We start from the raw sequence: 22514 nt of genomic DNA, 5'->3' as shown, positions 1-22514 counted from the left end.
TAGAATGCGTTTTTCTTATACACATGAATATAAAAATCCTCCGAGGAGAACAAATAAAATTAAACAAACACATAATAACATATAATTTGAAATATGTACTTTCTTCAAGTTGACCACTCCTATAACTGCGACTGTTATCTTTATGATAGCGAAAAAATAGTTCACTTGCAGTTACAGAGTGCTAACAATGCAAAATCAATTATTACAAATTTTATCCTTATATTTCATTTCTTTGTATATTCTATCGATTTAATAAAAAAAGATGTCATATTGACATCTTTTTTAATGAAGAAGTGACCACCCCATGAAGTCTTCATGTACTTGGCACGCCCTCTTATCGTTTCGATCATATAATTCAGCATAGCTATCTGTTTCTTCATCATAAGCCATCGTATAAATAATTTGGCCGTCTACTTCAACGGATAAAACGACTCCACCTTTCATCTCTTCTACATGAATGATAGCATTCGCCGGAATTCTCATATCCGTCATTCTCATCGCATCTAACAATATACTAAACCCCCTACAGCGTATTCATTGCTAGTACTATTACACACTAAATAGTATACTACTGTAATAGCATACATTTCGTCAATGAAATTGCTGTTGAAATAGCATATTGTCTATATACATATACGCTAAAATAGAAGAAATAGAAACATATTAATGGGGGGCTAACATTGATTCTACACAAAGGAGATGTACTATTCCGTCAAGGCGAGGACGGTCCTTTATACTTTATAAAAACAGGCTTATTAAAAGTAGTTCGGCTAGAAGAAGACGGAACACCATTTTTATTCAACATTATCGTTCCAGGTGAAACGATACCTCATCATTCTTTAATTTCACCGAAAGAATATCACGGTACAGCTATCGCTTTAATAAAAACAGAAGTGGAACCGATCACTAGTAGTGAATGGTACGAGAGACTTCAAGCAAATCCCGAATCGTATGCTAACATCGCTATGCAATTGCAATCTAAATTAAGAATGATGCAACAACGAATTGATCAATTGACAACCGTCTCTCCGAAAGAACGTCTTCATCGTTTACAAGAATGGTTCACCCTATATTTAGGTGACATTCCTATATATGAAATATTAACACAAACCGAAATTGGTCAACTGATAGGTATACGCCGTGAAACAGTAAACCGTTTATTACGAGAACAAATAAAAAACGAGGTAAAATAAATACCTCGTTTTTTTGCTTATTGTAAGCTTGTTGCTGGGCCGAAAAATTCATAATGAATATGCTCTTGTTTCACACCTAAATCAGTTAGTGCAGCATTTATATGCTTCATAAATGCTACTGGACCACAGAAATAAAACTCTGCTTCAGTTGTCGGAATAATAGTTTTTAACCATTCACTTTCAATGAAACCTTCTTTATCAAAGTTCTTCATTTCTAAATCTTTTTCAGTCGGTGCAGAATAACAAGTATATGCTTTAACTTGTTCATATTCATTTTCTACTGCCTTAACGTCTTCTTTCATTGCATGTGTATTACTATTTATTGCTGCATGAACAAAATATACATTACGTTTTGAATCTTGTTCAATTAACGTATTTAACATACTCATCATCGGTGTAATCCCTACTCCACCACTAATTAGTACAACTGGTAATGTTGAATCCATATTTAACACGAAATCTCCCGCTGGTGCACTTACTGGTAAAACATCTCCTTCTTTTACATGTTCATGTAAGTAATTAGACACTTTACCGTCTGGTGTATCTACACCTTTTTCTTTTTTTACACTAATACGATAATATTCTTTCCCAGGAGCATCGGATAAACTGTATTGACGATTATGTGTATATGTCTCACCTTCAATATTGATTTGAACCGTTACATATTGACCTGGGATGAATGAAGAAACTTTACCTCCATCTTCAGGTTTCAAATAAAATGACGTAATAACATCGCTTTCCTTCACTTTTTTAACAATCACAAAGTTGCGGAAGTCTTTCCATCCACCTTCTTTATGTGCAGCTTCTTCATACATCTCTGCTTCAATGCTAATGAATGCATCAGCAATGACACCATACGCTTCTCCCCATGCGTTTAAAACTTCATCAGGTGCACCTGCGACCTCTTTAATGGCACGCAGTAAACATGTACCTACAATCGGGTAATGCTCTGCTTTAATACCTAAACTTCTATGCTTATGACCAATTTGTTTTACAACTGGAATAATAGCTTCTAAATTATCAATGTACGTTGCAGCTGCATAAACAGCATTCGCTAACGCTTGTTGTTGTCTTCCCTTTTTCTGATTTGTATGGTTGAAAATATTCAATAACTCCGGATGTTCCGAAAATAAAATTTCGTAAAATCTCGTTGTAATTTCAACGCCTTTTTCTTGTAATAATGGTACTGTTGACTTTACGATTTCAATTGTTTTTGCACTTAACATTGTATCCCACTCCTCTATTTCCTTAACTATTTTTAGTTTAACTGAATCTTATAATGCAGATTGTGATTTTAATCACTATTAACACGGTGTTTTTGTGAATAATATATGAACATTATATTTACAAAAGAAAATAAGCTAACTAGAATTCTAGCTAGCTTATTATTTTGTTTGTATAGCTTGTTCAATTACTTTTATATCTTTCCCATCGCCAAACTCCGTATACCCCCAGATATTCGTTTCACCTCTATATTTATTTACGATGATATCCAAGTCATGATATACACGGTGGGCATACACTACATACTCAATATTTTGAAGTTCCACACCTTTTTTTACAATTTCATAGCTTCTATTTACATCGCGTTTTATTTTTTCATTCTTTATTTCCATATGTATATTTTTTAAAGATTGTTCTTGCTGTTGAAACCATTGCTTAAATTGATTCCAATCCCCATCTGTATAATTCTCTGCTTTACCGTAATTTAAGAAATTATTATAGCTTTCATGTGTCATTCGAATAAAATCTAGCACTTTTGTCTCTTCTTGCACATCTTCTATTTGAGCTATTGTATTTACCTCAGCAGGCTTATTCGCATAATGTAACAGCACATTCATAAGACTATAACTCGCAATAATCATCACGATAATAATACCTAATACACTTAACAATTTCTTCATATACAGAACTCCTTCTCTACTAAAAATATTACAACGTATGACTATACTTGTAACATTCTCTTGTAGAAATATAATTCCTGTATAAATTCTTCCTATCATTTCGACAATATTTTTCTATACATTTCTCGTTGGCAAATGTTCTTGTAAAACAATATATCCTTCATAAGCTGTGTAACCGAGTATAGCCATTAATCCGATATAACAAGCAAATACTGTCCATTTCGTTTTCGCATCCACTTTATAATAGTTTTCTTGTTGTTCCTTTTCTGTTTTCCATTCATTTAATTTTCTTTCTGACGCTTCAAATGCTTCCCTTATGTGAATTGTATACTCATCTTTTTCATCTTCATATGGAACATAATCTAACGGTTCGAACTTCGGTAAAAGATACTCTAACACTTCCATTTTTTGAAGTTCACCTATTTGTAACTCTTTTTCCCGTTCTCTTTGTCTTAATGCATTCATCTCATGATGCATCACGTATATAGTCCGATGTACAGCACCCGTTTCTTTTAATTCCTCTTCAAGCCTAGTAACATATTCTTTCATCCCATCAATTTTATGCCCTAATTCCTTAATCGGCTCATCTCTCTTTATTACTCTATATAGCTCCATACAACCGATAATAACAATAAATCCTCCCAAAATACTTTTAAAGTAAATTGAATAGCCAAGTAATAAAATAAGGCCTGCTCCCCAAATTTTAGTACTGACAACTGAAATAATTCGCCCACCATCTAGCGGCGAAACGGGAATTAAATTAAAGAAATTAATCATACTTCCAAGCAAAATAACAAGCGCCCAAAATGGCTCTTTCGTCATTATATAAAGCGGTATCGCTGGTAAAAATGACAGAAGTCCGAAAAACGGACCCATATAGGCAATGTAAGCTTCATCTTTCGCATTTTTCGGCATCTCTTTCATTCCAATAAGGGCCCCCATAAATGGAATAAAGATTGCTGGCGATGTTGGGATCCCCTTTCTTTTCGCAGCCCATAAATGGCCCATTTCATGAACAAACAACAAATAAATGAGCGCCACTCCAAATTTCCAACCATATAGAACTGCGTATGCGCCAAGCGATAGAAACATACTAAATACCGTTGAAAACTTTGCTAATTTAAAAATTGCAAATACCCACTTTAACTTAGACAGTAAAAATAGACCTATCGCAACAATAATTCCCCATAATCCTTTTTTATTATTTTTCATATTCCTCTCCTTTATCTCTCATTAATGAATCATATTCATTCATTAAAGCTTGTTCTTTTCTCTATTATGACATATTTTTTTCTATTGTTAGAAATAATGTTTATATAATCCATTTTCAGCCAAAAATATAAATAAAAGGAGGTGCACAAAAATGAATTTACAATCTCTTATAATAGGTGCTCTATCGTTTTTAGCTTCAACTCTTATTTTTTATACCGTTAGTTACGTATTATTATTAGATTTGTTGCCCAATCACGTATTTATTGCCCTTGTCATCCTTTCCGCTCTTATGATTTCTTTTCTTATTACACGAAAATCAATGAATGAGCCATCTGCAAAAGCAAAGTAATAGAGAGGGGTGCTTTCCCCTCTCTATTATCATTTCCTAGGAAAAGTCATATAGATTTGACGAGTTTATATTCATTCCAATCCGTAAGGGCTAATTAAAGTCTTACTTTATCTTTGAAAATTCATTTTTTTACCATAATCTTTAACAATCTGAATTATATTTTGAAACACACCTATTTTTTCTTTTTTACTGTTTAATATTTTCAAATCATAACTTTCGTAATATGTTTCTAATGATTTTAATTGTGATTCTGAAGCGCTTTTTATCGGAACAGTAGCATGTAATTCATATTGCTTATACCCTTCCTTTACTTTTTCACCTAAAGTCATTTCACTCTCTTTTGCTCCAATTAATTTTTGAACTTTTTCTGGAAAATTGAGTTGTAAATAATATTCTTGCTCCTTCACTAACTTATTGTATAGTGATTGTGAAATCGTATACCGTACCGTATAATTCACGTTTTGATCGCCTGTTTTAATATGAAACGCGGTAATCTGCAAATCTTTTTTTGTTACTTCCGTTAAAGGGCTTACCTGCATCTCATCTTCTTTTTGTTCTGAGACATTTGGAAATATATCCAAAAGCTTTTCCGTATCTTTTTCATTCAACATATACATAGCTTTCTTATATTGCACCCATCCTCGTCTATCTTCTCCCCTTAACCATGCATAATAAGTTTCTTTTTTCCCATCTCTACTAATTTGTATTTCATATTCAGGTTCACCGAAGCTTCCTGTTATTTCTTGTTTCTCAGCTTTATTCAAAATGTCTATTACTAACTTCGCTTCTGATTCCTGCAACTTTTTCTCTTTATATTTTTTTTGTATAACGGTTACCCCTATTGTTTCTTTCACTTCATTCACCGTCTCTTCTACTTTTTTTGTTTCTTTTTTCGGCTCAACTTGACCACAAGCTGCTAGTAACATAACAAACAACAACACCAATACATATTTCCCTTTCAAATTAATCCTCCTCTTACGATAAGAAATCCTTATAATCTTCATACATAAAACAAAAACGTGACATCCTATTAAATACGCTATACTAATCATTGAAAGGAGGTCTTTATCATGTCCATTAATTTTCATGATGAAAATAATAAGTACACATATGCAACAAGAAACGCTCATATTTCTTGGGCTGAAATGGTAAAAAACATTACAGAAATACAAAACAAGCAAATAATTGATATCGGCTGTGGTGGTGGGATTTATACGAAAGAACTCGCTCTTATGGGAGCCAATAATGTTGTGGGACTTGATTTTTCAAAAGAAATATTACAAGCTGCAAAAGAAAATTGTAACAACTTTTCAAACATTTCATTCATCCACGGTGATGCACATAATATCCCATACCCTAATGAAACATTCGACATAGTTATTTCACGTGCAGTTATTCATCATTTACAAGACATTCCTACATTTTTACGTGAAGCTTCTCGTATATTAAATAAAAACGGTGTACTTATTTTACAAGATCGAACAATTGAAGATTGTACAATTCCAGGAAGTCCCGAACACATTCGCGGATATTTTTTCTCTCTATTTCCAAAACTTATTGAAATAGAGTCAAAAAGACGTCCAAAAACCAACACTATACAGACTGAATTGCAAAAACATTCTCTTCATGTACTTCCCACACAAACACAATGGGAAATACGAAAAATACATGATTCTGTAGAAGCATTATTGCAAGATTTATCTCCTCGAACAGGTCGATCCATTCTATATGAGTTAACAGATGATGAACTTTCTCAACTTCTACAACATATACAGACCGCATTACAAAACGTCTCTCCTATTATTGAAAGAGATCGATGGACAATTTGGAGCGCGATGAAGTTGTAAGGAAGGAAGCCTCACAAAATATTGTGAGGCTTCCTTTCTTTCATAATCTAATTTTGCAACACTCTTGATATCCTCCACTTCTGGCCTGTGCACTTCCACACTTCGGACATACTAAATATCTAGACTGATTTGTCAACAAACTACCTTTTTGAAAGAGTAAAACTTCTGCTTGTTTAAACGAACGCGAATAATATAACCACATAAAACCAATTATAGCAATAATGCCAAATAATACTCCCATCGCAAGCATTTCAGTCACCTCTTTTGGTTTGTTCTTTCCAGCAAGTGGATTGTTGTATTATTCTCTATAAATTCAAACAATCCCTTCTTCACTCCTATAAATATCAATTTTCTCTATAAAATTTACAATTCATCATTACCTTTACAACAACGAATATCACTTTCGATATTTCCGTATATAAATATATCTTTCCAAAAACATATTGACTTTCTAAAAAAAACATGCAACAATACTGTCAGAATACTTGAATAAAAATTCATTGACGAGAACGAGTACGTTATAGAACTGTTCCCCAGAGAGTTGGCGATTTGCTGAAAGCCAACGTTCAGTGCGTAACCGAAAATCATCTCCGAGAAGTAGAACCGAATGTTACAGTAAGTTCTTACCGGCCGTCCCCCGTTACAAGGAACACGTATCATGTTGTACGTTGCAAAGCCGTATACATATAGATTAATTTCTACATGTGTAAATTAGGGTGGTATCGCGGGTAAATATAACTCGTCCCTTTCTTTAGGGACGAGTTTTTTGTGTTCTTACAAATGAATGAAAAAGGAGGAAAAACAATGAACACTGTATCAAAAAAACATATTTTTTTCACGGGTCTTATGCTATTTTCTTTATTTTTTGGGGCAGGTAATTTAATTTTCCCTCCCATGCTTGGGCAAAACGCAGGTGAAAACTTTTGGCCAGCAATGATTGGATTTTTACTAACAGGAGTTGGCTTACCACTACTTACTGTTATCGCAATTTCTCTATCAGGAAATGGAATGCAACAACTTGCAAGTCATGTTCATCCATTATTCGGAATTTTCTTTACAGTGGTTGTATACATTGCCATCGGTCCATCCATGGGCATCCCACGTGTTGCAAATGTCGCTTATGAAATGGGTGTTAGTTCTTTCTTGCCAGAAACAATCCGCTCTAGCAGCCTAGTACTATTTGTATATACAATCATCTTCTTTACTATCGTATTTTGGCTGAGTTTGAATCCATCTAAACTTGTTGATCGTATTGGAAATGTATTAACACCTATTTTATTACTCTCTATTTTCTTATTGTTTGTTAAAAGTGTATTTACACCACTTGGACAATCAGGACCAGCAATGCAAGAGTTTCAAACTTCTCCAATCTTCAAAGGCTTTATGGAAGGCTACTTAACAATGGACACCATTTCAGCACTTGCATTCGGAATTATCGTTGTAAATGCAATTCGCTCTAAAGGTGTGAATGATCGTAAGTCCATTGCCATCGCCACAGCAAAAGCAGGGCTTATTGCCGCTACAGGGCTCGTACTTGTATACGGTGCACTCGGCTGGCTTGGGGCAACTAGCGTCTCGCTCGGATATGCAAAAAATGGCGGACAGCTACTTACTGTTATCGTACAACAATTATTCGGTCCATATGGTTTGCTCCTATTATCTCTTATCGTTACACTCGCTTGTTTAACGACATGCGTTGGACTCGTCTCTGCGTGCAGCCAATATTTTTCAACATTATTGACTACATTTTCATACAAAACGTTCGCGAGTATCATTTGCGCATTAGGATTACTAGTTGCCAACTTAGGTTTAACGAAAATTATCGCAATCTCTGTTCCAATTCTGCTTGTTGTGTATCCAATTGCAATTGTACTCGTACTACTATCATTGCTTCATAAATACTTCGGTGGATATCGCTCTGTTTATGTAGGTGCTTTAATCGGAGCAGCTGTAGTAAGCGTATTTGATGGATTAAAACAAGGTGGTATTTCAGTTTCATTTATCACACCATATTTTGAATTTATCCCTTTATATAATGAAGGAATCGGCTGGCTAATACCAGCATTAGTAGGAGCTCTTATTGGTCTTGCAATGGCTAAGCTAAGCGGTACGAAAAAAGTTCCATTAGTAACCGACTCTCACGAAGTAAAAGCCTCCTAAAAAAACTCCCAAAAGGGAGTTTTTTTACATTTGATACGCAGTATGATTAAAACTGCTTATTTTATAAGCTTTCGTATAATATTCAATATTCGTATCAACTGTTTCTACCTTGACAACATCATAGTGCTCTTCTTGCTTTACTAAAAATAAATAGTATTCCTCTGTTGCCTCAATAATCGCAATTTTATCTGTTTCAACATTATATTGTTCACAAAGCGCTTGTAATGCGTTCACATAATCCCCTAATTTTTTAGACTTATCCATTCCGAATATAGTTTGAACTAACATATACATTCTCCCTTTTATATGTACTGTTAACACCTCAATGATAACGCTTACATTATTTATCGTCAATAAAAACATTCAATTGTTTTAACGCCAAATCTATATTGTATCTAGCCAATAATTAGCGAGGAATTCCCCGCCAATTAAAGCTTCACTTTATCCCGCATTAACTGCCCGTAAAAACCCGATTGGTGAGAGCTGATAATCAGTGGGGGATGAATCCCTCCCACTGATTAAAGTTTCACTTTATCACTTCGTTAATTGATGCCTAAATGCATAAATAACCGCCTGAGTACGATCACTTACATTCAATTTATTTAATATATTACTCACATGTGTCTTTACCGTTTTCAGTGCAATAAATAACTCGTCCGCAATCTCTTGATTACTTTTCCCCTCTGCAATTAATAACAAAATCTCAAACTCTCTTTCCGTTAAATCATCATGCAAAGGTTGCTCTTTCTTTTGACGCATACGGGACATCATTTTCCCGGTAACTTTTGGCTCTAATACTGTTTCTCCATCATAAGTAGCTCGTACAGCATCAGCAATATCACTTGCCCTTGATGTTTTTAATAAGTAACTGGTCGCCCCAGCCTCAATAACAGGATACAATTTTTCGTCATCTAAAAAGCTTGTTACAACTACAATTTTTGCTTCTGGCCATTCTTGGATAATAGCACGTGTTGCTTCGACACCATCCATCTCATCCATAACAAGGTCCATTAAAATAATATCCGGTCTTAATTGCAATGCTAATTCTGATCCTTTTCTTCCATTTTCAGCTTCTCCTACTACTTCAATATCTGGCTGTGTAGATAAATATGCCGATACACCCATACGAACCATTTCATGATCATCGACAAGCAATACTTTTATCATACTTCTCCCCCTCTCTCAATCATAATCGGTACTTTTACTTCTATTTGTGTACCTTTTGCTGGGAAACTAAGTACCTTGAGTGTCCCACCAATTTCATGAACACGCTCTTGCATCGATCTTAGGCCATATGAACCAGCCTTATTAACCCCTACTTCAAACCCAACGCCGTCATCAATGATTTTTAAAATCGCATATTGATCAATTTTTCGAAGGCGCACTTCTGTTTTCTTTGCCTTCGCGTGTCGCAACGTGTTTGATAGCGCTTCTTGCACAATACGGAATAAATGATCTTCTACACCTTTTTTTAATTCTATTGGCTCAATAAGCCATTCAATTTTCATATGTTGTTTTCGCGATAATTCCGTTAATAATTCCTCTATACCTTCTGTCAGTTTCTTACCTTCCAATTGTACAGGACGTAAATGAAGGAGCAATGCTCTCATTTCTGATTGAGCATTTACAACCATATTTTCAACAAGTTGCAATTGTTTTTTTGTCACATCTGGAAATTCAGTTATTTGTTCATTAATCGCTGACATCATCATCGACATTGCGAAAAGCTGCTGACTTACTGAATCATGCAGCTCCCTCGCCAATCGATGCCTTTCTTGGGAAATCGCTTCTTGTCTCATCTCTTCATTCCAATGAGCTCGTTCATTCGTTACTTTTTGAAAGAGTCCAGCTTGCTCCTCTAATCGACGAGCCAGAACGATTACTTTTCGTTCCACTTCATGAAATTCATCATCTGCAGTAAACGAAACATCGCTCGGAAAATTCCCTCGCTCTACTTCAAATAGAAACGTATTTAATCCTTGTATACGCTGCTCTATATAGTAACCGATTGCATATCCTACAATTCCCCCGATAAGTAAACTTGTAGTCATAATAAACAAGCCAATTGGAACAGAAGCGATGGATTCCTTCCATAATAAATCATACACTTGTTGCTCGCTTTTCCATACATATACAATTGTACAAATGAGTGCGATACTAACAGAGGACAACATAGAATAACGAATATACATCCACGAAATATTTTTTTGTTTCTTCATTATACTTTCCTCACTTCCGTGTCGCCTACGACAAGCGAAGAAATAATTTTAATACGACGAGGAGCCTCTTTATACTGCTCTGTTCTAAATATAACATTGCGGTTAAACCCTGTCTCTTCATGACCTGGCAAGAGCACACGTCCGACAATAACAGAATGATTTAAAGAAAGTTCAATATCATATGGCACATATAAACGAATATTACCAACGACACCTCGAATAACAATTACCGTTTCTCCTTCTGGAATCATAGCAGTCGTTAAATCTATTTCCACATCACAGGCACCATATTGAACATTAATATCCTCAAGTTCATAAATATGATCCATCATTCGTACATTGCCTACAAACATATTTTTTAAATATGGTTCTGTACGATATATTTGCTTCTCTTCGTCTATAATCCCTTTTTCTTTAATTTCAACCTTCATTGCTTTTTGCTGATGTCCTTGTTGAATCAGTTGATAACCTATTAAAGCTAAACAAGCAAATACGACAAGAACAAATGCTGCTGATGAAAATAAGAAGAATAAAAATACGATACCACCAACAAATAAAAATACATTTCCCCGTACATGACGATTCTTTTTACGATAATGCCTTCCAAACATAAGCATAATAAATGCAAAAATGAGACCACCTGGTTCAAAATGTCCAAGTATCATATCAAGAAAAAGACCGAATCCAAATATGATGAGGAGCATCCCCATTAATTGTGTCTTTGAAAAATGTTTCTTCATTTCAGCTCCCCCCCTTCTTGTCACATATACATAGAAGAAAAGGCATTGCTTTCCAACACCTTTTCTCCTATCACTATATCATAAGCCTGTTTTATAATATACTACTATTATTTTGTTAACTCTTTCGTTAACGATACATCATTCTTTTCTTTCATTTCACGCTCAAGTTTTGCAATTTTCATATCAAACGTGTCACGCTCATGCTCTTCATTCATACGAGTTTCTAAGTCACGAATATGATCTTCAATCTCTTCAAATCGTAAGAACGGATTATTTTCATCCATTTTATGCATCGCAGTATTCATACGACGATTTGCATGTGCCATATTTTCACGTGCCATTAGTTCCATACGCTTTGCGTGCATTTCTTTTAATTTATTTTTCATTTCAGAAAGACGACGCTCTAACTCATCAATTTGCTCTACAACACCTGCATACATTTCTTCTAATCGAGTTACTTGCCCTTCATAATAAGCTACCTCTTCTAACGCACGTTCGTGCAATTGTAATTCGCCTGCTTCTTGAGCAATGATAGATTGCTTTGATCTTTTATTAACGAAATAACGTGCTTGCTCAAGCTCACGAGCAAAATTAGATTTTAATGTTTTATGACGCCCAATTAACTTCTCAATTTTTGTTATTTCACGCTCACTATCACGTAAATATTGGTTTAACATCGCAATTGGATTTTTTCTTTCCTTCTCATCTAACACGTTATGAAAATCAGCTAAAATTGCATCGCGTACACGTCCGAATAAAGATTGTTTCATTATAAATCTTCCTCTCTTCTACTTTATTTATAATTTGATTTATTGTTTTAGTTTTTCATTAATTTGTTCCACTCATCTTCAAAGTTGCTATATGGTTTAGAACTTTCTGGAGCAGATTCAACAACTACATCTTTTTCTTTTTTCCACTCACGGTATCCGTAGTATAAAACCACTAAAGCAGCGATACCGATTAATGCTGGCGAATGAGAAAGTGCAATGGATAAACCGATTAAACCAACAATACCCCAAGCTAACTTTCCAAAAAATGATTTAGCTCGCACAAATGATTTATAGCTCCAATATACAACTCCTGCTCCGATTGCGAATCCTACAATACCAGCAAGACTACCAAGAGCAATTAAAGCCAAAATACCGGCTGCGATAAACGCTAGAAATTGTTTCATCTTGTGCTTGCCTCCCTTCGATTTGATACTCTTATCTTAACTAATTTTTCATCTTCCCATAACGAGCTTAAGAACCGTTTTTAACTCAGACTTAAGACCGAGTCATATTCAGCCCTTTACGCAAAAAAACGCGCAGAATCTATTCTCTGCACGTTTTTTAATTACTAACATTCATATTAAATTAAGCTGTTTTATGATACTCTTTTTTCTCAGCTACTTTCGAAAACCTTGGAAACCCAATTAAAATAGAAACAATCCCACATACTCCAACTAACATTGGATAAAATGCATATGGCAACAATTCAACCGGAGATAACGCTGCAAATCCTGCTGCCGTTAACATTTGGGCACCGTACGGAATTAATCCTTGCACACAACATGAGAAAAGATCTAATACACTCGCTGATTTACGAGGGTCTATTTCATATTGATCTGCAATATTTTTTGCAAGAGGGCCTGTAAAGATAATTGAAATCGTATTATTCGCTGTACACATATTCGTCATACTCACTAAACCAGCAATACCAAATTCCGCTCCTTTTTTCGAACGAATATTACGTGTTAATACATTCATTAAATATTGAATACCACCATTATATTGGATTAATTCAACCATACCGCCAATTAATATAGCAAGTAATACTAACTCCATCATACCGCCCATTCCAGTCGTTACACTTTTAAAGAAACTTTCTAACGTGTAACTTCCATCTATAAGACCGATAACACCAGATAGTACAGTTCCACCAGTTAATACAATAAGTACATTCCAGCCAAGTAGCGCTGTAATAAGTACTCCTGCGTACGGTAAAATCTTTATCCAATCAAAGTTATGTGCTTTAATGTGCGTGTCACTTCCTGAAGTAACTATTACTAATAGTACAATTGTAATAATAGCCGCTGGTAACACAATTAAAAAGTTCGTTTTAAACTTATCTTTCATTTCTGTTCCTTGTGAACGAACAGCTGCAATTGTTGTATCTGAAATAAATGATAAATTATCACCAAACATCGCTCCGCCAACAACAGTAGCCATTGCAAGCGCAATTGAGATATCAGTTTGACCACTAATACCTACAGCAATCGGCGCTAATGCTGCAATTGTTCCCATTGAAGTTCCCATCGCTAATGAAATAAATGCACCAATAACAAAGATTCCAGCTACGATAAATCCTGGCGGTAAAATAGTTAACGCTAAATTAACAGTTGAGTCTACTCCGCCCATTCCTTTAGCAGTTTCAGAAAATGCACCTGCAAGCACAAAAATTAATACCATAATCATAATATCCGGATTTCCTGCACCTTTAGCGAACCGCTCTACTTTCACATTAAAACTTTCTTTACGATTCATCACTAAAGCGACTCCTACAGCAATTGAAATCGCTACAAGTATCGGCAATTTATAGAAATCACCTGTAATAATTCCAGAACCAATAAATAGCGCCAAAAATATCCCAAGTGGTAATAAAGCTAAACCATTTTCTCTCGTTTCTTTCAAAGTACCATCTCTCCCTAGTTTCAACCTTTTTCTAATGAATAACAAAAGACCTCTTCCGATGAGAAGAGGTCTTATACATCTATAAGAAACACTCTTCTCATCTTTCAAGCACACGCTTGCTGGATTTGGCACAGCACTCTGAAATCGAGTCCGCTGCCGAGGCATCGTAGGGCCAGTCCCTCCGCCTCTCTTTATAAGAAGGTTTCATATTTATTTTTTAATAATAATTTCTTCCCTAACTTTACTCGCTTACAAAACAAAAGTCAATTATTTTTTGTATAGATTTTTTTGGTAATTATACAAAAATTTGAATACAACAATCATTTCAACTTTTCTATTTCTTCTTTCAATATTGAAATCCAATAAAATTTACTATTATTTATTGTTGCTAATATCCATTTCGTAGTACACCAAGCCAACTCATACTCTTCCTTCGTGACATCGCCACTTTTATAAGCATACTCTAGCTCCTCTTCATCTAATACATACACCTTACCGCTAGGTAATAATACTACATCTAAATATAAATCATCAAAATACGGTAAACCACGATCGTCTATTTTATATTCTTTCGCCACATCTATATAATATTGCACTAATTTTTTCTGATCATCTAACATAGCGGTAATCGCAAAGTTTTTCCCGTCTATGAAATATTGAATCCACGTATACTGATCCGCTGCAATACAAAGTTCTTCACCATCATATTCTTTACAACTAGGCTCTCTCACCTTTTTTATATCCAGTATTCCGAGCATTCCCTCTCCCACTTGCTTAACCGTATAACTCTTTTCTATTAGTCTCTTCCACGAAGAACCGTCACCATATTTTCGTTTCATTATGTCTGCTCCTCTTCTATATACAGAAAAGCTCCCACATATTATGTGAGAGCTTGTTCATATTATAATTAAGCCGCTTGACCCTTTTCAGAAATCTCTTTTAAATAAGCTTGTCCTTTTTCAGCGTCATATTGACCTTCCCACTTAGACATAACTACAGCTGCTAAAGAGTTTCCTACAACGTTAACTGCTGTACGAGCCATATCTAAAATACGGTCAATACCAGCAATGAACGCTAAGCCTTCAGGTGGAATACCTACTGTACCAAGTGTCGCTAATAATACAACGAATGATACGCCCGGTACACCTGCGATACCTTTTGATGTAACCATTAATACAAGCAATAATGTAATTTGTTGTGTAATAGATAAATCAATACCGTACATTTGCGCTAAGAAAATAGCCGCAATTGCTTGATATAAAGTTGATCCATCTAAGTTAAATGAATAACCTGTCGGAATAACGAAAGATGTAATTGCTTTCGGACAACCGAATTTCTCCATTTTCTCCATGATTTTTGGTAAAACTGTTTCTGAGCTTGCTGTAGAATACGCTAAGATCAGCTCGTCTTTTAAAATCTTAAAGAATTGGAAAATGTTGATTCCAAATATTTTCGCTGTAAGTCCTAAGACAACTACGACGAAGAAGATCATTGCCCCATATACGACAATTAGTAATTTCCCTAATGGAATTAATGAAGCAAGACCAAATGTAGAAACTGTAACACCAATTAGTGCAAACACACCAAATGGTGCAAATTTCATAACTTGGTTTGTTACGTAAAACATTGCGTCAGCTACACCTTGGAAAAATTGAAGAACTGGTCTTCCTCTTTCACCAATTGCTGCTACACCTAAACCAAATAGTACAGAGAAGAAGATAATAGCAAGCATATCTCCGTCAGCCAATGACTTCATAATGTTCGTTGGAACAATATTTACAAACGTATCTGCAAATGAATGACTTTGTACTTGCTCTGTCGTATGTGTATATTTCGAAATATCTGTCTTTGTTAACTGCTCCATATTTACGCCTTTTCCTGGTTGGAAAATATTCGCTATTAATAGACCAACAATAATTGCAATTGTTGTAATAATTTCAAAGTAAAGAATTGTTTTTCCGCCTAGTCGACCTAGTTTTTTAACATCACCAACACCAGCAACCCCAACAACAATACTTGCTACAACAATCGGTACAACGATCATTTTAATTAATCGGATGAAAATATCACCAATTGGTTGTAAGTACTTCACAACAGCTGGATTATCAAAGAAAATCGCCCCAACCGCAATACCAAGCGCAAGCCCTATTAATATTTGCCATGCAAGTCCTATTCTTTTCATATTTGTTGTAACCCCCTCTTCGATGTGTCACTCTATCTCTCATTCTATCTCTATAAAACTAAGAAATTAAGAGTATTACATATTATTCGACAATTCACTACATTTTGTCCCTGTTAAAAATCATAAATCAAAAATTTAAATCTGACAACAAAATAACTTTGCCCGAACACAAATAATTTTCTTGACAAAAAGCAGACCCATGTCAGAAAACCTAACATGAGAACGATTCCTCACTAGTGTTTTATTAGCTTTCCAAGTAATATTTCACCTCATAAAAACGATTACTTTCCTTCTTCATTTTACAGATTAATTCCAAAATATACCTTTGTTACACATATGAATAAAATGTATGTACTATGACAATTACAGTTGAAAAATGATAAATTCCGACAAAACTTAGCAATTTTATAAAGTTTTCTTTACATTATGATTACAACGATAGACACTCTTCTTCTTATGATATATAACATTCATAGAGAAAGGAGTCAGACAACTATGAAAAAGAAATTTGCAGCGTTTAGTGTTTTAGCAGCAGGAACGATTTTTGCTTCCCCGTTACTTTCACCCGTATACGCTGAAACAAATCAAGATAAATTATCTAACATTCAATCTGAATTAGAAGGCAAACAAAGTGACTTACAAAATAAATCAGTCGAGAAAGAACAAATAGAAAAAGAAATTCAAGAATTACAGAAGAAAATTGATGAATTAACTACTTCTATTAATAAAAACGAAGCTGAATTAAACGATACAAAAAAAGAAATTAGCAAAACTCAACAAGTAATTGCTGACAAAAAGAAACATATAGAACAATTACAAACAAACATAGATACACGTCAGGAAGTTATTAAACAACGATTACAATCTATGCAAGAAAAACCTCGTACAAATATCATTACAGAGGTACTAACAAATTCTTCAAATATTGCCGATCTTGTTGATAATATGTACTCCGTAAGTTTAATATTAAACAACGATACAGATATTGTAAAAAAACAAACATCTGATCAAAATGCTGTAACTACAGAAAAAGAGGCTGTTGAGAAAAAAGAACAACAACTGAAAGAATCTGAGCAAAAACTAGAACAAAAACAGCAAGAATTACAAAATAACCAACAACAGCAACAAACTCTTATTAACGATCTACATACGAAAGTAGCAAAAGTAGATTCAGAGATTGAAGGATTAGAAGAATCCAAAGGCATTTTAGAAAATCAACGTCAAGCTGTGCAAAAAGCAATTGAAGAAGAAAAACGGGCCGAAGAAGCTCGTAAAGCGGAAGAAGCCCGCCAGGCAGAAGAGGCCCGCAAACAACAAGCTACTAAATCTGCTCAAGCAACTCAAGCAGCTCCAACACCACATGATACAAACATCGGTGGCTTTATCAAACCAGCAGCTGGATCAAAAACTTCCGGATTTGGTGTACGTTCTTTAGATAACCATAAAGGAATTGACATCGCTGCTTCGGGAACGGTTCCAATTATCGCCGCTGCAGATGGCGTTGTTATTCGTTCAGAATTATCATCTAGTTACGGAAACGTAGTGTATTTATCTCACCGTATAAACGGAAAAACATATACGACAGTATATGCTCATATGAATAGCCGTTCTGTATCGAATGGACAAACTGTAAAACAAGGCGATCAGCTTGGATTTATGGGGAACACGGGCCAATCATACGGACAACATTTACACTTCGAACTTCATCTTGGAGAATGGAATGTCGGCAAGACAAACGCAGTTGACCCATCTCCTTATATCGGATTATAAAAAACCTCGGTGCCTACCGAGGTTTTTTATTTACACTTCACACAATATAGGCATTCTACATAGACTATAACTAAATGCCTATAGTTTACGGGGTGATCAATATGAATACGCAATTACAACAAAAAATAGAAGAAGCTAGAGAGACGTATATTGGCCGGATATTTACATTTGGCGGCTCAGTATTATTTTTAATCGGTTCATTCCTTGCAGTCACTACAGCCTATAAAGCATATAATCGTTTATTACACTCATCAACATCCACATAAAAAAAGACGGGAGATCCCCGCCTTTTTTTATGCAAACATTTTAAATACACCTATCGCATTTAAAAATACAATTATTACAGTTACCGGAATAACATAACGAAGTAAGAAGAACCAAATGTTAAATAACGTTTTCCCCTTCGTTTCCGTCACTTCTAATTCTTTCATCAATAACTCTTTACTCATTTTATTTGGTACAAATAATGAAATAGCTAGTACTCCTAACGGTAGCAATACGTTACTTACCGAAAAGTCAACTAAATCAAAGAATGTTTTCCCGAATATTTTCACGTCACTCATAATCCCAAATGATAAAGCTGATGGAATACCGACTGCAAAAATAAGAATACCGATTAATAATGATGCTGACGGACGCTTCTTCTCATTACCTTTCGCAACAGATGCTACTACAATTTCAAGCATTGAAATTGCTGATGTTAAAGTCGCAAAGAAGAATAAAATTAAAAACATAATAAAGAAAAATTGACCAAATGGTATTTTTGCAAATACTGCTGGAAGGACGATAAACAGTAATCCTGGTCCTTCAGTTGGTTTTACTCCTAATGCGAAAATCGCTGGGAAAATTGCTAATCCTGCAAGTACTGTAACAAAAACAGTTAAACTCACAATAGATGTTGCTGATTTCGCTAAATGTTCCTCTTTCTTTAAATACGAACTATACGTGACCATTACTGAGGCACCTACTGTTAGTGAGAAGAAAGATTGTCCCATCGCGTATAAAATCGTATCTGCTGTAAGCTTTGAAAAATCTGGCTTTAAGAAGAACTCTACTCCAGCAAAAGCACCATCGAGTGTTAACGCACGAACAATAATCGCAATAAATAAAATAAATAATAGCGGCATCATGTACTTACTTGCCTTTTCTATACCTTTCTCTACACCTTTACTTACGACAAAAATTGTACAAAGCATAAAGATAAATTGTGCTCCAATCGCACTTAACGGATTTGAAATCGTTTCACCGAACAATTGTCCATAATCAGCTGCTCTATTCCAGAAACTTCCTGTCACACTATAATATAAATAAAGTAAAATCCATCCACCTACAACACTATAAAAAGATAGTACACTAAAACAAGTAACAACTCCCATACGACCAATCCAAGGATATACTTTGCTATTTGGCACTAGTACTTTATAAGCTGTAACCGCCTCTTTTTGCGTGCTACGTCCAATAACAAACTCCGCTATTAAAAGAGGCATACCTATAAATAAAGTTAATAGTAAAAATACAAGGAAGAATGCGCCTCCCCCGCCATTACCTGCAACATATGGAAATTTCCATATCGCACCAAGACCTACTGCGGCTCCGGCTGCTGCGAGTACAAAGCCTATTTTCGACGTCCATTGCTGTGTTTCTTTCATCATAAATTCTCCTTTTCTGAATATTTAAACTTTTGTTAATTATACACTTTCATTTCATACTCGCACACCTCCTTTAGAAAATAAAAAAGTCCCCTACACGCAAATATGCATGTAGAGGACGATATATGTAATATAAATACCGTGGTACCACCTCAATTGGATTGATAAATCCCACTTGTTCAAGTACAGGAATAATTCCGATACTCTATCCTTTTAACGGCGGAACCCGGGTTGCCTACTACAATGTTCAACATACCTCTCGCAAGCCCATTCTGTATATTTTATCGTACCGGGCTCCCACCTAACCCCAGCTCTCTGAACGCATCAAATATACGTACTCTTCTTGCTCATCGATTTTATCTATTGAAGTTACTTGTGATTATAAATTATATTTTTATATTTGTAAAGCTCACTTTATCTTTTATTATTTTAAAACCTTTTCCTCTAATTCTCGTAAAAAACTTTCTCTTTTCCCCTCGTTTTGCACATATACTGATTTCAACACTTCTTGGAGCAATATATTTCGCTCTCTCTTTTCTAACTGTAAATCTTTTAACTTCACCCTTACTTCATATAAAAAATCTAAATACAATTCATATGTCTCATCATATTTATTTGCAATCTCATCTCGAATTTTTTTTGCGAGCTTAGGGCTCGCTCCCCCAGTAGAAACTGCTATATTAAGTAAACCACGATGAATTGCTGCCGGAAAATGAACATTACCACTTTCCGGATTTGTAATAACATTTACTAATTGATTCTCGGCGGCATCTTCAGCAACTTGTTCATTTAATATTGAATCACTACTCGCTGCAACAACTAAAAAAGCACTTTTAATATCACTTTTTTCATATTCTCTTTGATACCAACGAATTTTCTTTTCTTCCACAAGTTTTACTAAATTCGCATCTAATTCTGGACTTATCACAACTATATCCGCACCCTGTTTGAGTAAAGGAATAATTTTAAATCCTGCAACTTTTCCCCCGCCAATAACAACAACGCGTTTCTCATTAACTCGCACTGTAAGTGGATACATTCTGATCTCCTTTCAATAACTCCGTCGTTTTCTGAATTAACATATCTTGAAACGCTTCATTCTTCCCTAAATATGGACTGATTTTTATCTCTTCCAATTCATATTGGCGCACTTCTTTCTCAATATGTTTCATAAGTAAACCTGTAAATAACAAGTAAGGCAGTACAACGATGTTCTTTTCTTTTCGTTCTACAACTTCCTTTAACTTCTTCTCAAATTTTGGCTCTGCAGCCGCTAAATAACAAACTTCTACTTTTTTAACCTTCTCTTTTGTTTGAAATAAAGAAGCAATCCAGTTTATATCTCTTAATACTTCAGGATCACTACTCCCTCTTGCAACGAGAAGTAACGTCACTTCATTTTTATCTTCCTGTTCGATGCCACTTCCGCTATACACCGATTTAACAAGTGTTTCTGATACACCAAACGGATTACCATAAGTCACTTTAACATTTGGATATTGATTCTTGAGCTTTACCAATTCAAACGGAATATCTTTCTTCACATGACCTGCCGCTAATAAAAAAACAGGGATAGCAATAATCTCTGTGGCCCCACGCTTCACACATGTACGAAAACCATCTTCAATAGAAGGATTCGCTAACTCTAAAAAACAAACTTCTTGAATAGTCGCTTCTATACGGCTCATACACGATGTAATAAATTGAATCGCCTCTTCTTTCGCTGTCTTCAAACGACTTCCATGACATATATATAAAACGGCTTTCATTTTACAACACTCCACTTACTTGATAAGCATTTTCTGTCTGCTTCTCAAACCAATGAATTTTTTCTCTAAAACGGACAACTTCTCCAATTACAATCATGCTCGGATTTTGAATTTGCTCTTTTTTCGCAACATCTACAATTGTCCCTAACGTTCCAACAACTGTGCGTTGCATAGACGTCGTCCCCTGCTCAATAATAGCAGCTGGCGTACTTTTATCTTTTCCATGCTTCATAAGTTGCTCACATATGTAGGGCAAATTACTAACCCCCATATATACCGCTAAAGTCTCTACACCTTTCGCTAAACTTTCCCATTTCACTTCTTCTTCAGCACCTTCTTTCCTATGCCCAGTCACAATAGCAAAACTTGCACTTGCATCACGGTGCGTCACTGGAATGCCCGCATAAGCAGGAGCAGCTATTCCAGCTGAAATACCAGGAATGATTTCAAATGGTACACCTTGCTTTGCTAATGCTTCAGCTTCTTCTCCCCCTCTACCAAACACAAATGGATCGCCGCCCTTAAGCCTCGTTACAACTTTTCCTTTTTTCGCATACTTAATAAGAAACGTGTTAATTGTCTCTTGCTTCATCGTGTGATAATTCGGGAGTTTTCCGCAATAAATTAAATCCGCGTCAGGCTTTGCGTGTGAAAGCAGCTCTTTATTCACAAGTCGGTCGTATAAAATAACATCTGCCTTCTCAATACATTTCAACCCTTTAACAGTAATTAAATCTGGATCGCCAGGACCCGCTCCAACAATATAAACCTTTCCCATCATCTCTCCTCATTTCTTCTATTAAAATGAAACTTCCATTCGTATATAAGAATGGAAGTTTTTATTTTTT

At 35.2% G+C, this 22514-nt stretch carries 25 protein-coding genes, 1 riboswitch and 2 other annotated features; of the genes, 6 read left to right on the top strand and 19 right to left on the bottom strand.

Annotation, left to right across the window (positions count from 1 at the left end; translation table 11 throughout):
• Window positions 1–282: 282 nt before the first annotated feature.
• Window positions 283–510 (bottom strand): hypothetical protein, encoded by a 228-nt coding sequence (locus HMPREF2590_RS16660; protein ID WP_000883009.1) that lies wholly within the window; start codon window positions 508–510, stop codon window positions 283–285.
• 170 nt (window positions 511–680) lie between these two features.
• Here HMPREF2590_RS16660 and HMPREF2590_RS16655 point away from each other — a divergent pair, with 170 nt between their 5' ends.
• On the top strand, window positions 681–1193 hold the full coding sequence (locus tag HMPREF2590_RS16655) for a Crp/Fnr family transcriptional regulator (protein ID WP_000600585.1): 513 nt from the start codon (window positions 681–683) through the stop codon (window positions 1191–1193).
• Window positions 1194–1210: 17 nt separating this feature from the next.
• Here the strand turns inward: HMPREF2590_RS16655 and hmpA are convergent, their stop codons facing one another.
• From hmpA to HMPREF2590_RS16640, 3 genes are all read right to left on the bottom strand, one after another.
• On the bottom strand, window positions 1211–2419 hold the full coding sequence (gene hmpA / locus HMPREF2590_RS16650) for an NO-inducible flavohemoprotein (RefSeq protein ID WP_000947320.1): 1209 nt from the start codon (window positions 2417–2419) through the stop codon (window positions 1211–1213).
• Between the two features lie 159 nt (window positions 2420–2578).
• On the bottom strand, window positions 2579–3097 hold the full coding sequence (locus tag HMPREF2590_RS16645) for a hypothetical protein (RefSeq protein WP_000735540.1): 519 nt from the start codon (window positions 3095–3097) through the stop codon (window positions 2579–2581).
• Window positions 3098–3211: 114 nt separating this feature from the next.
• Window positions 3212–4309, bottom strand: coding sequence for a site-2 protease family protein (locus HMPREF2590_RS16640; RefSeq protein WP_000794488.1), 1098 nt, complete (start codon window positions 4307–4309; stop codon window positions 3212–3214).
• A 151-nt stretch (window positions 4310–4460) separates the two neighbouring features.
• Between HMPREF2590_RS16640 and HMPREF2590_RS16635 the strand changes: the two genes are divergently transcribed.
• Window positions 4461–4658 (top strand): hypothetical protein, encoded by a 198-nt coding sequence (locus HMPREF2590_RS16635; RefSeq protein ID WP_001053356.1) that lies wholly within the window; start codon window positions 4461–4463, stop codon window positions 4656–4658.
• Window positions 4659–4765: 107 nt separating this feature from the next.
• On the opposite strand, the gene HMPREF2590_RS16630 is transcribed toward HMPREF2590_RS16635, so the two are convergent.
• Window positions 4766–5620, bottom strand: a complete 855-nt coding sequence (locus HMPREF2590_RS16630) for a YhfM domain-containing protein (RefSeq protein WP_000677069.1) — start codon at window positions 5618–5620, stop codon at window positions 4766–4768.
• 108 nt (window positions 5621–5728) lie between these two features.
• On the opposite strand from HMPREF2590_RS16630, the gene HMPREF2590_RS16625 reads away from it, so the two are divergent.
• Window positions 5729–6505, top strand: coding sequence for a class I SAM-dependent methyltransferase (locus tag HMPREF2590_RS16625; protein ID WP_000026285.1), 777 nt, complete (start codon window positions 5729–5731; stop codon window positions 6503–6505).
• Window positions 6506–6545: 40 nt separating this feature from the next.
• On the opposite strand, the gene HMPREF2590_RS16620 is transcribed toward HMPREF2590_RS16625, so the two are convergent.
• A complete protein-coding gene (locus tag HMPREF2590_RS16620; protein WP_000880630.1) occupies window positions 6546–6755 on the bottom strand; it encodes a hypothetical protein in 210 nt (69 codons plus the stop codon).
• Between the two features lie 241 nt (window positions 6756–6996).
• Window positions 6997–7255 (top strand) — a binding site (T-box leader).
• Between the two features lie 54 nt (window positions 7256–7309).
• Between HMPREF2590_RS16620 and brnQ3 the strand changes: the two genes are divergently transcribed.
• A complete protein-coding gene (gene brnQ3, locus HMPREF2590_RS16615) occupies window positions 7310–8665 on the top strand; it encodes a branched-chain amino acid transport system II carrier protein BrnQ3 (protein WP_001099174.1) in 1356 nt (451 codons plus the stop codon).
• Between the two features lie 24 nt (window positions 8666–8689).
• On the opposite strand, the gene HMPREF2590_RS16610 is transcribed toward brnQ3, so the two are convergent.
• The 9 genes from HMPREF2590_RS16610 to gltP form a co-directional block, all read right to left on the bottom strand.
• Window positions 8690–9028 (bottom strand): DUF3922 domain-containing protein, encoded by a 339-nt coding sequence (locus HMPREF2590_RS16610; protein ID WP_002061028.1) that lies wholly within the window; start codon window positions 9026–9028, stop codon window positions 8690–8692.
• 171 nt (window positions 9029–9199) lie between these two features.
• Window positions 9200–9832, bottom strand: a complete 633-nt coding sequence (locus HMPREF2590_RS16605; protein ID WP_000598707.1) for a response regulator — start codon at window positions 9830–9832, stop codon at window positions 9200–9202.
• Entirely contained in the window at window positions 9829–10884 is a 1056-nt protein-coding gene (locus HMPREF2590_RS16600) for a sensor histidine kinase (RefSeq protein ID WP_000744326.1), read from the bottom strand. Before HMPREF2590_RS16600 ends, HMPREF2590_RS16605 begins: the two co-directional genes overlap by 4 nt.
• Entirely contained in the window at window positions 10884–11624 is a 741-nt protein-coding gene (gene liaF / locus HMPREF2590_RS16595) for a cell wall-active antibiotics response protein LiaF (RefSeq protein WP_000716086.1), read from the bottom strand. Before liaF ends, HMPREF2590_RS16600 begins: the two co-directional genes overlap by 1 nt.
• Window positions 11625–11731: 107 nt before the next feature.
• Entirely contained in the window at window positions 11732–12394 is a 663-nt protein-coding gene (locus HMPREF2590_RS16590) for a PspA/IM30 family protein (RefSeq protein WP_000814135.1), read from the bottom strand.
• A 47-nt stretch (window positions 12395–12441) separates the two neighbouring features.
• The gene (locus tag HMPREF2590_RS16585; RefSeq protein WP_000808640.1) at window positions 12442–12798 is read right to left on the bottom strand and encodes a lmo0954 family membrane protein; all 357 of its coding nucleotides are present in this window, start codon (window positions 12796–12798) and stop codon (window positions 12442–12444) included.
• Between the two features lie 181 nt (window positions 12799–12979).
• Window positions 12980–14296 carry a Na+/H+ antiporter NhaC family protein gene (locus HMPREF2590_RS16580; protein ID WP_000665465.1) on the bottom strand — a complete coding sequence of 439 codons (1317 nt, stop codon included), beginning with the start codon at window positions 14294–14296 and terminating at the stop codon, window positions 12980–12982.
• A 94-nt stretch (window positions 14297–14390) separates the two neighbouring features.
• A riboswitch (SAM riboswitch) is annotated at window positions 14391–14496 on the bottom strand.
• A gap of 120 nt (window positions 14497–14616) precedes the next feature.
• The gene (locus HMPREF2590_RS16575) at window positions 14617–15135 is read right to left on the bottom strand and encodes a ribonuclease FAU-1 family protein (RefSeq protein ID WP_000824670.1); all 519 of its coding nucleotides are present in this window, start codon (window positions 15133–15135) and stop codon (window positions 14617–14619) included.
• Window positions 15136–15203: 68 nt separating this feature from the next.
• Window positions 15204–16478 carry a glutamate/aspartate:proton symporter GltP gene (gene gltP / locus HMPREF2590_RS16570; protein ID WP_000821130.1) on the bottom strand — a complete coding sequence of 425 codons (1275 nt, stop codon included), beginning with the start codon at window positions 16476–16478 and terminating at the stop codon, window positions 15204–15206.
• Between the two features lie 495 nt (window positions 16479–16973).
• Between gltP and HMPREF2590_RS16565 the strand changes: the two genes are divergently transcribed.
• Together HMPREF2590_RS16565 and HMPREF2590_RS30410 are read left to right on the top strand one after the other, a co-directional pair.
• Window positions 16974–18248 (top strand): murein hydrolase activator EnvC family protein, encoded by a 1275-nt coding sequence (locus tag HMPREF2590_RS16565; RefSeq protein ID WP_000726081.1) that lies wholly within the window; start codon window positions 16974–16976, stop codon window positions 18246–18248.
• A gap of 101 nt (window positions 18249–18349) precedes the next feature.
• Window positions 18350–18514 carry a hypothetical protein gene (locus tag HMPREF2590_RS30410; protein ID WP_001096002.1) on the top strand — a complete coding sequence of 55 codons (165 nt, stop codon included), beginning with the start codon at window positions 18350–18352 and terminating at the stop codon, window positions 18512–18514.
• Between the two features lie 27 nt (window positions 18515–18541).
• Here the strand turns inward: HMPREF2590_RS30410 and HMPREF2590_RS16560 are convergent, their stop codons facing one another.
• The 4 genes from HMPREF2590_RS16560 to cobA all read right to left on the bottom strand — a co-directional run bounded on the left by HMPREF2590_RS16560 (window position 18542) and on the right by cobA (window position 22444).
• A complete protein-coding gene (locus HMPREF2590_RS16560; protein ID WP_000665441.1) occupies window positions 18542–19897 on the bottom strand; it encodes a sodium-dependent transporter in 1356 nt (451 codons plus the stop codon).
• A gap of 111 nt (window positions 19898–20008) precedes the next feature.
• Window positions 20009–20257 (bottom strand) — a binding site (T-box leader).
• A gap of 64 nt (window positions 20258–20321) precedes the next feature.
• Window positions 20322–20936, bottom strand: coding sequence for an NAD(P)-binding protein (locus HMPREF2590_RS16550; RefSeq protein ID WP_000283358.1), 615 nt, complete (start codon window positions 20934–20936; stop codon window positions 20322–20324).
• A complete protein-coding gene (locus HMPREF2590_RS16545) occupies window positions 20911–21666 on the bottom strand; it encodes a sirohydrochlorin chelatase (protein WP_000648891.1) in 756 nt (251 codons plus the stop codon). The genes HMPREF2590_RS16550 and HMPREF2590_RS16545 overlap by 26 nt, the downstream gene beginning before the upstream one ends.
• Before the next feature lies 1 nt (window position 21667).
• The gene (gene cobA / locus HMPREF2590_RS16540; protein WP_000521255.1) at window positions 21668–22444 is read right to left on the bottom strand and encodes a uroporphyrinogen-III C-methyltransferase; all 777 of its coding nucleotides are present in this window, start codon (window positions 22442–22444) and stop codon (window positions 21668–21670) included.
• Window positions 22445–22514 lie beyond the last annotated feature (70 nt).

Source organism: Bacillus sp. HMSC036E02, from assembly GCF_001836235.1.
Lineage (GTDB): Bacteria > Bacillota > Bacilli > Bacillales > Bacillaceae_G > Bacillus_A > Bacillus_A cereus.
The sequence above is the reverse complement of the archived record's forward strand: the minus strand, read 5'-3'. Positions and strand labels throughout refer to the sequence as shown.